At 40.5% G+C, this 13,320-nt stretch carries 7 protein-coding genes; 6 read left to right on the top strand and 1 reads right to left on the bottom strand.

The window, feature by feature from the left end:
- The first annotated feature begins 186 nt into the window (after positions 1-186).
- A complete protein-coding gene (locus ACM0OS_RS08120; protein WP_414542681.1) occupies positions 187-672 on the top strand; it encodes a molybdenum cofactor biosynthesis protein MoaE in 486 nt (161 codons plus the stop codon).
- Between the two features lie 178 nt (positions 673-850).
- Here the strand turns inward: ACM0OS_RS08120 and ACM0OS_RS08115 are convergent, their stop codons facing one another.
- Positions 851-3,019, bottom strand: a complete 2,169-nt coding sequence (locus ACM0OS_RS08115; protein ID WP_414542661.1) for a GumC family protein — start codon at positions 3,017-3,019, stop codon at positions 851-853.
- A 1,028-nt stretch (positions 3,020-4,047) separates the two neighbouring features.
- On the opposite strand from ACM0OS_RS08115, the gene ACM0OS_RS08110 reads away from it, so the two are divergent.
- The 5 genes from ACM0OS_RS08110 (at position 4,048) to ACM0OS_RS08090 (ending at position 13,140) form a co-directional block, all read left to right on the top strand.
- Positions 4,048-5,397 (top strand): glycosyltransferase family 4 protein, encoded by a 1,350-nt coding sequence (locus ACM0OS_RS08110; RefSeq protein ID WP_414542660.1) that lies wholly within the window; start codon positions 4,048-4,050, stop codon positions 5,395-5,397.
- Between the two features lie 329 nt (positions 5,398-5,726).
- On the top strand, positions 5,727-6,155 hold the full coding sequence (locus ACM0OS_RS08105; RefSeq protein ID WP_414542659.1) for a hypothetical protein: 429 nt from the start codon (positions 5,727-5,729) through the stop codon (positions 6,153-6,155).
- 12 nt (positions 6,156-6,167) lie between these two features.
- Complete coding sequence (locus tag ACM0OS_RS08100) at positions 6,168-7,010, top strand: ABC transporter permease (protein WP_414542658.1); 843 nt, start codon at positions 6,168-6,170, stop codon at positions 7,008-7,010.
- Positions 7,011-7,026: 16 nt separating this feature from the next.
- Entirely contained in the window at positions 7,027-8,304 is a 1,278-nt protein-coding gene (locus tag ACM0OS_RS08095; RefSeq protein WP_414542657.1) for a polysaccharide ABC transporter ATP-binding protein, read from the top strand.
- 258 nt (positions 8,305-8,562) lie between these two features.
- A complete protein-coding gene (locus tag ACM0OS_RS08090; RefSeq protein WP_414542656.1) occupies positions 8,563-13,140 on the top strand; it encodes a DUF4082 domain-containing protein in 4,578 nt (1,525 codons plus the stop codon).
- The last annotated feature ends 180 nt before the right edge of the window (positions 13,141-13,320 follow it).

The raw sequence follows: 13,320 nt of genomic DNA, 5'->3' as shown, positions 1-13,320 counted from the left end.
CATCAGCCAATGGTATATATTTGCTTGTTATTAAACCACTTTCACCAATCATAGGTAATTGTGGATTCATCATTTGGTAATGTAAGAATGGTGTTTTAATACACTAATTTTATCTTGATGCTGGTAGTAATGTGCTAAAGTTTCAACGCCATCATAAGCACAAAGCGGATTAATACAAACTTGATGATGACAAATACATTTATTTCTGCAATTAAATCAAAAGCCGAAGATAGCTTTGCTATTACCTTTGCGCCATTGTCTCTTGAGGATGTTTACGCTAAAGCTAACGACCCAGCCAACGGTGCTGTAGTGGTGATGAGTGGGATGGTTCGCAATCAAACTGATGGAGAACCTGTGGTTGCTTTAGAATATCAAGCTTATGAACCAATGGCATTGCAAGTTTTTTATCAAATAGCAGCTGATATTCGTTCCTTATGGCCTGATGTCAATCGGGTGGTGATTTATCATCGCATTGGGCGGTTGTCGGTGGGAGAAATCAGCGTACTAGTAGCGGTTGGTTGCCCCCATCGTAGTGAAGCATTTGCCGCTTGTGGCTATGCTATTGATACTCTCAAACATAATGCCCCTATTTGGAAAAAGGAACATTGGGCTGATGGTTCTAGTAGTTGGGTAAGTATTGGTGCTTGTGAACAGTCAGAAGCAGGTTGTTAATACTTGTATTGTTTTTTACTTATTAATCTTCTATTACTCGAATTTCTTTTAAGCTCGACTTTAATCAATTTAGGCGATTTGCTTACAACAGCGCTGAGTGCAAAGCACACGCTCCGCGGTAAGCGCAGCTATGCTCGTCAGGGCTTTACGCTATCGTGTTGAGAAAAGATTGGTCAAGCTAAGAATAATTCTTATAGTTACGTTTTTCACCGTTACCAACTATACCCAAGACATCCAAACGGGAAGTTTTGAGGCTATCCAAAGCTTGTTTCAGTATAGAGGAATCTGTTTTGTCCATTTTTACTACCATCAAAATGCCATCTGTGTGAGGTGCTAGCAAGTTAGCATCAGCAAGTTCCAAGACTGGGGGAACATCATAAATTACTAAATCAAAATTGCTGTGAAAATCTACCATCAATCTCTTCATTTTTTCCGATGAGAGCAGTTTTGTCGGATCGGGTGGTATCGGCCCAGCAGTGATCACGGATAATTGGTTCATTGAGGGCAGTTCTTTAATCACTTCTTCCAGTGGTAAGTTCGTAGAAATTAAATTACTCAATCCCCATAGGTTATTGACATTTGATAGAGTGTGAATTATGGGTTGGCGAAGATCTGCATCTACCAGCAGGACTCGTTGTCCCATAACGGCAGCTACTTGAGCTAGATAAAAAGCAATGGTAGATTTACCATCACCAGGTAGTGCTGAACTAATAACAATAGAACTAATCTGGCGATCGGAACTGAGCAATTGAATATTTGTATAAAGTACCCGCACAGCTTCTAAGAATTTTTCTGAAAAGTAACCGCTGTGTTCTTCATTGGTAAAGAAAGGTAAACCAGAAATACTGCTAGCCACAGAAATAGGTACTTTAACCCAAGCATTTTTTTGGATCGTAGTGTGATCACGGTTGTTTTCCAATTGCTTTTCAAATGGAATATTACCTAAGACTGGCAGTCTGACCTTTTCCTTGAGAGTATTAACTGTATGGTAAGTACTGTCTAATTTTTCCATCAAAAAAGCAATACCAATACCTATGACTATACTGGCAACCAATCCTGTCAACAAACTGCGTCCCATATTTGCAGAATTAACAGGGGCCACTGGTTTCTCAGGTGATTGTATCAATTGCCACCCCAGTTCTGTCTGGGATCTTTGAATTTGAAGATTTTCGCGGGTAGATAAAAACCGATTTAAGCTGTCAGTTGCTACCTGTAACTGGCGTTGTATTTCAGTATATTGCCTTGCCAAAACTGGTAGTTGCTGCCGTCGTTGTTCCAGACTTTGTTCTAATTTGGCAATTTCTCGACTTTGTACTTCTAGATTTTGCAGCTGAGTTAATAATTCTGCCGACCTTGTATTTAAGGCGCGCTGTGACTCTTCTTGTAGCACAGACAACAACCGACTTCGTGTTTCTCTCAATTTTTGGAGACTTGGGTTAGCATCTTGTAAACGAACTGACTCTGTAGCTATCTGTACATCAAGTTGCTGGATTTGGGTGAGTAATTGCTGATACAGCGGAGAACTATTTAACACTGTCTCTCGGCCACTTTGCTCTTGTAGGAAATCGAGACTGGCACGGGTCTGTGATAATTGGAGATCAATAACTCCTCGTTGTTCAGACAATGCAGTGGTTTGAGTCGCAAGTGATGCAGCCTGACTTTCTGGATTGTTCAAGTCATATCTTTGCTGAAAAACTTGCAGTTCTCGTTGCAGATTATCTACACGAGTTTGGATGTCTGGCAGTTCTTGGTCAATAAACTGAGTCCCCTGACGCAATTTGGTTTGCCGTTTCTCTTGGCTGTATTCTAAAAACTCTTGAGCAATTTTATTTAGTACTTCTTGAGTCTTATTTGCATCTTGAGTTCGATAAGTGACTCTGATAATTTTGGTTTCATCCAACTGAGCAATATTTAGAGAATTGATCAGCGAACCGTATGTGAGATCTGGATAATCTATTTGTAGCTGCTGAACAATCTTTCCCAGCATTTCAGGGCTTCTCAGAACTTGGATTTGACTGTCATAATCTAGAGCAGAATTAGTCTTATTAGGATCTTCGACAATATTTACGACTTCATCATCCAACGGTTCTACCAACATCTCAAAAGAACTTTCATATTCGGGTTGCTGGGGATTCAGTATTAAGTTGGCAATCACCGCAGCCATCACAGCAATACTTACTCCTGCTATGACTAGCACTCGTCGCCTGACAACATCCAATAATCCTGAAAAATTTCCGTCATCTCCTTCTCCATCATCCATTGGTAAAGGTTGGGACTGAGGAAATACATTTATAAATTTACTATCGTCATTAGAGGTTGAGAATTGAGAAGAATGATTCTTAACCATATATTCATGCTTGGTAGTGTTTCACTGGGTATCAGTATGAGAAATTTTAATCAGAGTCTAAAGACTGTATACTGAAAAATCAGTATACTAACATGATAATGACATCATTTTTCAATAAACAGAACAAATTAAGTTACTAAAATTACTTTGATTTTTTTGCGGTTAAGTACATCGGTTAAGTACATCAGTTGACTCTAATGATAATACTTACGTAGTGGACTTCGCTGAATTGGCATTAAAGCATTAGTTAACTTATTTGAATATTATTACAGAAGTAAATGTATCCAAGAGCAACCTATTTACATAGTTTATAGCACGGGTGAAGATTGTCATAAAATTAAGATTGTATTACCTAGTTATGTTGATTCGATGAAGCATTTTAGGGCTTATATGAAAGAAATCACAACCTAATATAAATTTACTGTAAAGTAATTTAGGTAACGGGTAACATAGAAGCATCATATTCTAAACTTGCTGAAGAACAACAAGTAAGTGCTTATATACGTAAATGGAATTATACTGATGCTAGCCCATAGACTATACGTAGTCATAAACAACTAGAAAACCCTGGTAAACTAAATACAAAGAAGTAAACTTATTGTAAAAATGTTTAATTATGGGAAATTTGAAATCAGTAACCTGTAACTGTCAAATCAAAGTTTCTGCTACTATTTGCATTGAGTAAATGGCAATAAATTGTAGTAAATAAGTTTGCTGTACCCTTTGAGTGTTCCCTTTTATTAAGATTAGTTTTAACTTAAACAGAGTATTGCAAATAACTAAAGCGCACTTATTTTTATAGATAATTTAATACTTAATACTTATTATGATTTATCTGTGGAGGGTGCTATATAGTATACGATTCTCTGCATACTCTAGTGGATGTAGCGTAGTAGTTAAGCAAAAGCTAATAAGAATTAAAATTTTAGTGTTCCCCGGCAAATCATACAAATTTATGGCTTGGTCAGTACAGTAATATTTGCAATTAAAACTTCTAAATTTTTTTCAAAATAATAGGACGAAAGCCGATGAGACTTGATGAATGGATTAATTACAAATTATTGCAATCCATTTCTACTCGGTCAGAAACCAAGAACGAGAATAATAGAGAACCATACAAAGCGATCAAATTGTCTGTAGTTACCCAGTTTTTTCCTCCAGATTATGCAGCTACAGGTCAGTTAATAGAAGAACTTGTAAGACAGTTAGAGCAGCAAGGGGTTGATATAGAAGTTTTTACAAGTCAACCTGGATATGCTTTTAGGTCTGATAGTGCGGCAACATTTGAACACTCTGGTGGAATCAAAATTCAGCGATCGCGCACTGCTCAACTTTGGCCAGGTAGGATTCGTGGTAAAGCCGTAAATGGTGTTTTATATACTGTGCGGGCCGCATTGCATTTGCTCAGAGCTTGGCGGCGCAATAATTTAATGTTAGTGACTACGGCTCCCCCATTTTTACCATTAATAGGGTATTTAGCTTATGTTTTGTTCCGATTGCCCTATGTATGCATACTTTATGACCTTTACCCCGATATTGCGATCGCCTTGGGAGTAGTGTCTCCTCGTAGCTGGTTAGCGCGAATGTGGCGCGCCATCAACAGACAGGTTTGGCTAAATGCCAAGGGGATCATCGTGCTAAGTCCAGCCATGAAGCAGCAGGTGGTAGCGAATTGTCCACAAGTGGCTGATAAAATTTCTGTAATTCACAGTTGGGCTAACCCTGATTTAATTAAACCTCTTGCCAAACTAGAAAACTGGTTTGCGTGGAAGCATAACTTAGTAAATAAGTTTACTGTTCTTTACTCTGGTAATATGGGCCGTTGCCATGACATCGACACCATGTTCGCCGCTGCTAAGGAACTGCAAAACGAACCAATTCAGTTTGTATTTATTGGTGGTGGAGCAAAGCGTGATGAATTAGTAGCAGAAGTTGAGCAATTAGGGTTAGAAAACTTTACATTTTTACCATACCAAGATAAGAAAGATCTGCCCTATTCACTGACAGCTTGTGATTTGTCACTAGTTAGTGTAGATGCTTGTACAGAAAATTTAGTGGCGCCTAGTAAGCTTTACTCGGCTTTAGCAGCGGGAAGACCTTTGGCAGTGATATGTTCACCTAATTCATATTTACGGGGATTGATTTCTGAATCTCAATGCGGCGGTACATTTGATAATGGAGATAGTCATGGACTTGCTCAATTTATTCGTTTACTTAGTCGTGATCAACAACTAGGAGAAAAAATGGGCATGGCCGGTAGAGAGTATTTGCGATCGCACTTTACACCTAAGGTGATAGCGCAAAAATACTTTGAAGTTTTACAACAAGCTATCGCCCCTGGTAGGGTAAAAACTGTGCCTCAAAAGATTAAAAAGTAAATATGATGAATGTATTTAAACTTTGATAAATTTCATGTAAAGCATGAGTCAATGTGTGAAAAACGCTACACATCATGGTATAAATTTATCATTGCAAGATTAATTGCAGAGATTACAATTCTTGATAGCCAAAAATTAATTTTTGCTCTGAATTAAGAGTTGTAAATAGATGCAATCCGAAATCAGCTAGAAAAATAAAAAATTGCATTAGTTTCCCTTAAAAAATGTGTGTTCTCTCAGGAGTTGGGCTTTGACGGTCTTGTGATCTCAGTCCCTCCAACGTAACCTTCCCGATTTGTTGTGTATGTAGATTGACATGGGAGGTCGAATTGCAGAGAAGGTGTGACCGAAATCGAAAACGTTCTAAAAGACGGGCTATTTATTGCCCAATTCATAACTGTTATCTAGATAGTGTTAGTCAGAAATATCCAATGTTTGCTGACCAAGCAGGACAGTTACAACAACGGGGGATGAGTCGGCGTAGTGCATTGATGCTAGTCCAGACTCATACAGCAGTTCTCATAGAAGGTGAATGGTTAGAAGCTTTTTGGTGTGAAGAATGCCAGGAAACAAAATGGTATCATGTGCGGAAGTCAGGCGATCGCGCCTATGAACTGACACCAGCACCACAAGAGCTTTGGCAACAGGTAACAGGGGTAACTGACCCCAGGGGTAATCCTACTGTGGGAGAATTTACCCGCCGACATTCACGAATGGTTAGCAACCATAGCATCAAAGATTTTAAATTTGTGGGTTAAGTATCAAGTAATATGAACAGTCGAGATATCGTCTCCAAACAGGAGTTAGTGATTGAAGCCGGACGCTCCGAGCAGCAGTATTGGCAAGATTTATGGCGCTATCGAGAACTGTTCTATTTTCTGGCTTGGCGAGACATTTTAGTCCGCTACAAACAAACAGCTATTGGTGTTATTTGGGCGCTAATTCGACCATTTTTGACAATGGTAGTATTTACAGTTGTTTTTGGCAAAATTGCTAACTTACCTTCAGGAGGAGTCCCATATCCAATTCTAGTGTTTTCGGCTATGTTGCCCTGGCAGTTCTTTTCTACTGCCTTGAGTGAGTGCAGCAATAGTTTAGTTGCTAATGCCAACTTAATTTCTAAAATTTACTTTCCGCGTTTGATTGTACCCATCAGTGCCGTAATAGTCAGTTTTGTAGACTTTATGATTTCGGGCATAATTTTGTTGGCGCTGATTGCTTGGTATAACTATGTTCCTAACTGGTACATTTTGACCTTGCCCTTATTCATTGGCATTGCTTTTGCTGCTTCCATAGGAGCTGGTCTATGGCTAGCAGCGCTAAATGTAGAGTACAGAGACTTTCGCTATATCGTACCGTTTATTGTCCAATTTGGCTTATACATATCACCTGTTGGTTTTAGTAGCAACGTTGTGCCAGAGCAGTGGCGCTTGCTTTACTATTTAAATCCGATGGTAGGCGTAATTGATGGCTTTCGTTGGGCAATTTTAGGTGGAGATGCAAAAATCTACTGGACTGGATTCATTTTATCTATAGGATTAGTTTTATTTTTATTAGTCAGTGGCATTTGGTACTTCCGCAAAACGGAACGAACATTTGCTGATGTGATTTAAGTTAGGGTATTTGCCAATGTCTCAGAATATTATTTGTGTAGATAATTTAAGCAAAAAATATATTATTTCTCATCAGCGCGAGGGAGGCGATCGCTATCAATATAAAGCTCTCAGAGATGTCATGGCTGATGGTGCTAAATCTCTGGTGAAGACATTTATTAAACCTGCGGGCAAAAAAATACCTAATCCAGAGCGGGAGGAGTTTTGGGCATTACAAGATGTTTCTTTTGCGGTTCAACAAGGTGAGGCGATAGGAGTTATTGGACGCAATGGTGCCGGCAAATCAACGTTGCTCAAAATTCTGAGTCGAATCACCGAACCCACAAAAGGACGCATCTCCATCAATGGTAGGGTAGCCAGCTTACTTGAAGTAGGAACAGGATTTCACCCAGAACTCACTGGAAGAGAGAACATTTACCTCAACGGTTCTGTTCTGGGGATGAGTAAAATTGAAATTAAACAGAAATTTGATGAAATTGTCGCCTTTGCTGAAGTCGAGAAATTTTTAGATACTCCAGTAAAACGGTATTCCTCTGGAATGTACGTCCGTTTAGCTTTTTCCGTTGCAGCCCACTTAGAACCTGAGATTTTGATTGTAGACGAAGTGTTGGCAGTGGGCGATTCGGCATTTCAAAAGAAATGCTTAGGAAAAATGGGAGATGTGGCAACCAAAGAAGGACGCACAGTCTTATTTGTGAGTCATAGTATGCAAGCGATCGCTCAATTAACCAAGCGTTGTATATTGCTTTCTAAAGGTAACGTTCAATTTGATGGTAATACCAGCAAAGCAGTGCAATTGTATCTTACTGGGCAAAAAAATGATGCTGAAAAACCTGGTTATTACCAAGCACCTTTAAACAAAACTGGTAATTATGTAGCGTGGGCAAAGGTACACACTTCTGAGGGCGAAGGAATTCACTGCTGTGGTAAACCTATTGCTGTGGAGTTTGCTCTCCACGTAGCTCAACCCCATGAAAGTCTGTGGTTTTCTTTTCAGATAGTCAGCGCCCTGCAACAACCTATTTGTATTTTCTGGTTTTACGAACCCCAAGCTCGATTTCGTAATGAGGCAGGAACATTCATTATTCGATGTGACATTCCTACATTAAGGCTTTACATGGGTTCGTATACCTTAACAACATGGTTTTCCGAGCGTCGTAGTGAAACTCTTTTAGAAAACCTGAGAGAGATTTGTCAGTTTGAAGTCAGTATGCATGATTTCGAGCGGGCAGAATACCAATGGCAAGCTGATGAGTGTATTTACTTAGAAGATGCCATATGGAAAACAGTTTAATCATTCCATTCAGACTCAATCAAAAATAAAGCAAAATAAAGCGCAAAATTTTGCATAACTAATATCTACTTTCATTTTCTCTGATCCCAAAGCCCCAGTATTAATACTGGGGCTTTTGGCTGTTTATTATAGATGCTTTCACTGGTTAATTTTGTTGAAAAACTATTGGTTATAAATTATTTAGTGATAGCTAATCTATATAGAGCTTGTATGACATAAATTACTTCTTTTCATTAAGCAACCTTAAAAATCATTTTTATGCTATTCACAAGACGTTATTCCAAGTATATTTTGGTATTCTGTTGTACTTTGCTGCTGATTTTTAGCCAAGTAAAAGTAGCGTTACCTCAAGACTCGACAGGGTTTAAACAGGCAAGCAAAAATCCTTCTACTAAGGTCACTTCCCTTGCATTCAGTTCGGATGGTCAGACCTTAGCAACTGGGATAGAAGATTCCCGAATCATACTATTCGATGCAAAAAGCGGTCAAGAGAAACGAACTTTGAAAGGACATCAAGGTCTACCTGTTACGGAAGTAGTCTTCAATCCAAAAGGGGGTAAACTGGCTAGCGTGGGTCGAGATACTGTACTTCGGATATGGGATGTAGAGAAAGGAGAGCAAACCCAGAGTCTGACTGGACACGAAAACCCTACTAGAACAGTGGCTTATAGCCCTGATGGCACAACTATAGCTACAGCAGGTGAAGATAGTAGAATCGCCTTGTGGGATGAAAATAAACTCCTCCGTATCTTGCAAGGTCACCGTGGCTTTGTAAACGACATTGCTTTCAGCCCGGATGGTACAAGCTTAGTCAGCGCTTCAGAGGACGGACGGATAATCCTTTGGAACGTAGAATCAGGTAAACAAGTCTTGACTCTGCGAGGACATGCCCAGGGAGTTACATCTGTGGCTTTTAGCCCGACAAGAAACCTTGTAGCCAGTGCTAGCAAAGATAGTACAGTCCGACTCTGGGAGCTAGCCAAAAACACAGGTACGCAAAGCCAGATACTTGAGGGGCCAACTAAACCAATGGCGACAGTTGCATTCAGCCCCAATGGTCAGTTTTTGGCTGCTGGAGGTGACGAAAACAAATTGTTTGTGTGGAATGTAGCATCTGGCAAGCTATTTAAAAACCTGGCTAAAAATAAGGCTTCTAAAACAAACGTAGTTGCCTTTAATCCAGGCGATAATAACACCTTGGTTACAGGAGACGGTGACGGTGAGATTTCTGTTTGGGATGTAGCAAAGGCAACCAAGAAGAGTAGTAGCCGAGTACCGGCTCAAGGAGTCACAGAAAAAAGCTTAAAAGCGCAAAAATCTGATAATCAAATCAGTGAAGCTACTGTTAATTATAGTGATAAAACTCTCCTAGCAACGATACCATCTCCACCAGGAGGGCCTATTCTGGTTGTGACTAGTAGTTCCAACAAATTTGGTGACTACTACGCTGAAATTTTGCGAAATGAAGGAATCAACTACTTCAACGTCAGTGATATTTCCGCAATTTCCCCTGCAACACTTAGCAGCTATGATGTTGTCATTTTGGCTGAGATGAGTCTCACCTCTACTCAAGTGACAACATTCACTAATTGGGTGGGCAGTGGTGGAAATTTAATTGCCATGCGTCCTGACAAGCAACTTGCTAGTTTGTTAGGACTGACAGATACAGGTTCAACCCTGAGTGACGGCTATTTGCTTGTAGACACCTCGAAAGCTCCCGGCAATGGTATTGTCAATCAAACTATCCAGTTTCATGGCACGGCAGACCGCTACAACTTGACTAGTGCTTCTAGCGTTGCCACACTCTACACCAATGCCACAACCGCAACTTCTAATAATCCAGCTGTAACACTGCGTAGTGTTGGTAGTGGTAATGCAGCAGCATTTACTTATGATTTAGCGCGTTCAGTAGTCTACACTCGCCAAGGTAATCCCGCTTGGGCAGGACAGGAGCGTGATACATTCTCTCCCATTCGCTCTAACGACCAATTTTTCGGCGCTGGGAACCCAGACTGGATAAATCTGGACAAGGTTGCTATTCCTCAAGCAGATGAGCAACAGCGCTTATTGGTAAACCTGATTATCAAAATGAACTTGGCTAAAAAGCCACTACCACATTTCTGGTATTTCCCCAATGGCAAAAAAGCGGTTGTGCTGATGACAGGTGACGATCACGCTAATGGCGGAACTGGACCTCGTTTTGACCAATATAAAGCAGAGAGTCCAGTTAATTGTTCAGTTGATAATTGGGAGTGTATTCGTAGTACGTCCTATATCTACACTGGTGTAGCAATAAGTGACACTCAAGCAGCTGCTTACAATGCAGATGGCTTTGAAATAGCCTTGCACGTTGATACAGACTGTTCAGATTACACCACAACTTCACTGAATAACGACTATACTCAACAACTCAGTCAATTTAGCACCACGTTTCCCAGCTTACCTACCCCTAAAACCCAAAGGCATCACTGTCTAGTGTGGAGTGACTGGTCTAGCACACCGGAATTAGAGCTGAGTAAAGGTATACGGCTTGACACTACATATTACTACTGGCCACCGACTTGGATTTTGGATCGCCCAGGATTCTTTACTGGTAGTGGTATGCCAATGCGATTTACCAAGTTAGATGGTACAGTAATTGACGTTTATAAAGCAGCTACGCAGATGACTGATGAATCTGGACAGTCATTTCCTTATACTGTTGACACACTATTAAATCGGGCCATAGGAGCAGAAGGATACTACGGTATTTTTAATATCAATGCCCATACAGATCAAGCTCAAATATTAGAATCTGACGCTATCATAGCCTCAGCTAAAGCCCGTGGTATACCAGTTGTTTCTGCCCGTCAGGTGTTAACTTGGCTTGATGGTCGTAACAACTCTGCCTTTGACTCTTTAGCATGGACTCCAGGACAGACAAACCCCGCGACTAGCAGCACATTAAGCTTTAATATCACTAAAGCTACTGGTGCAACTGGTTTACAGGCAATGCTACCAACTCGGTCTACCAACGGCATCCTCAGCAGTATTACTCGTAGCGGCAACACTGTTTATACGCCATCTACTGGTAAGACAGAGGCTATAAAAGGTGTTGAGTATGCGATATTCCCTGGCGATACTGGTTCTTACGTTGCTACTTATGACCCAGACACAACATCTCCACAGGTAATCACAGATATCACACTTTCTCCGCCATTTCCTGCTGATGGAGCGACAAATGTAAGTGTTGGCACCACTTTATCAGCTACTTTCAACGAAGCAATTGATGCAGCAACAATTAACACCAGTTCCTTTGAATTAAAAGACTCGTCGAACGCGTTGGTAACTGCTACAGTCACCTATGATGCAGCAACTCGTACTGCCAAATTGAACCCAATCGCTAATTTGTCAAATAACACTAGCTATACTGCAACCCTTAAAAGCACAATAGTGAGAGATCAGGCAGATCAAGCCTTAGCACAAGACTTTACTTGGTCTTTTACTACCGCAGGATTAGCTTGTTCAGAGCAGCAACCTTGTAGTATTTGGACTAATTCAACAATCCCAACGAACCAATCGGAAAACGACACCAATACTGTAGAACTGGGAGTCAAGTTACGCTCAGATATCGATGGTTATATTACTGGTATTCGCTTCTATAAGGGTAATACCAACCCAGGCAACTATATTGTCAACCTGTGGAACACCAACGGGCAAAACTTAGCCACAGCAACTCGTAACAACTTGAGTGCTTCTGGCTGGCAACAAGTTAACTTTGCTAGCCCAGTAGCAATAACTGCTAATACTACCTACGTAGCTTCCTACAACACAAGTATTGGCCGATACGCATCTGATAATGGCTTCTTTGCTAGTTCTGGTGTAGTGAAAGCACCATTAACAGCCTTAAGTAATAGTGCAGATGGAGGTAATGGTTTATACAAATATGGTAGTAGCGGTTTTCCTACCGATACTTATCAATCCAGCAACTACTGGGTAGATGTTTTATTCAGCACTACTGTAGCTACGGACACGACTCCGCCAACAGTTATTTCAACCACTCCCAGTAGCAATGCAACAGGTATTGCTATTAACACAACAGTCAAAGCCGCTTTTAGTGAAGCAATGAATTCGGCAGCAATTAGTAGCAGCACTTTTCAGTTGCGTAACCCAAGTAACACAGTAGTAGCTGCTACCGTTACTTATGATGCAGCAACAAAGACGGCAACATTGACACCCAGCGCCGTCTTGACAGCAAACACCACCTACACTGCTACTGTTACAGGTGGTAGTTCTGGGGTAAAAGATGTGGCTGGTAATGCCTTAGCACAGGACCAGATCTGGTCATTCACTACGAGTGATGGAATCACCCTTTGGGATAACTCAGTAACTCCAAATGTATTACAAGACTCAGATACTAGTGCTGTAAACTTGGGTGTGAAGTTCCGTTCCGACGTGAATGGTTATATCAAGGCGATTCGTTTCTATAAAGGAAATAGCAACACAGCAAACTATACTGTCAACCTTTGGGACAACAGCTCTCAGACAAGTATAGGAACTGCGTCTGTGAGTAATCTGAGTGCTACTGGTTGGCAGACAGTTAACTTTAGTAGCCCAGTAGCAATTACCGCCAACACAGTGTACGTAGTCTCCTACTTGACAAGTATTGGTCGGTATTCAGTTAACCAGAATTACTTTGCCAACGCTGGTGTGGATACACCACCACTTCATGCCTTACAAAATGGAGTGACAGGTGGTAACGGAGTTTACAGTTACAGTTCAACGGTTGGCTTCCCTAACTCCACTTATCAGTCTAGCAACTACTGGGTAGATGTTGTGTTTAGTACAACACTGTAGGATAACGCACACATAGAGAAAAGGAGGGTAAAAGATAGTTTTGATTATAAAACTATCTTTTACCCCCTTGTTGATTCACAATCAAAAATTGTGATTTGAATGTAATTACCAAAACTATGTTCCACAATCAGCAGTTTTTGAAAAATAACTCAAAAATTTAATTTGCTGATTAATAAAACC

The organism is Nostoc sp. CCY0012, assembly GCF_963920855.1.
In the GTDB taxonomy this organism is placed as follows: Bacteria; Cyanobacteriota; Cyanobacteriia; order Cyanobacteriales; family Nostocaceae; genus Cyanocohniella.
Note: the sequence above shows the minus strand (reverse complement) of the source record. Positions and strands in the feature narration are given on the sequence as shown.

What these genes read in the sequence shown, in the direction of transcription:
- ACM0OS_RS08110 (WP_414542660.1), top strand. Translation starts at nt 4,048, where the DNA reads ATGAGACTTGATGAATGGATTAATTACAAATTATTGCAATCCATTTCT.
- ACM0OS_RS08120 (WP_414542681.1), top strand. Translation starts at nt 187, where the DNA reads ATGACAAATACATTTATTTCTGCAATTAAATCAAAAGCCGAAGATAGC.
- ACM0OS_RS08090 (WP_414542656.1), top strand. Translation starts at nt 8,563, where the DNA reads ATGCTATTCACAAGACGTTATTCCAAGTATATTTTGGTATTCTGTTGT.
- ACM0OS_RS08100 (WP_414542658.1), top strand. Translation starts at nt 6,168, where the DNA reads ATGAACAGTCGAGATATCGTCTCCAAACAGGAGTTAGTGATTGAAGCC.
- ACM0OS_RS08115 (WP_414542661.1), bottom strand. Translation starts at nt 3,019, where the DNA reads ATGGTTAAGAATCATTCTTCTCAATTCTCAACCTCTAATGACGATAGT.
- ACM0OS_RS08095 (WP_414542657.1), top strand. Translation starts at nt 7,027, where the DNA reads ATGTCTCAGAATATTATTTGTGTAGATAATTTAAGCAAAAAATATATT.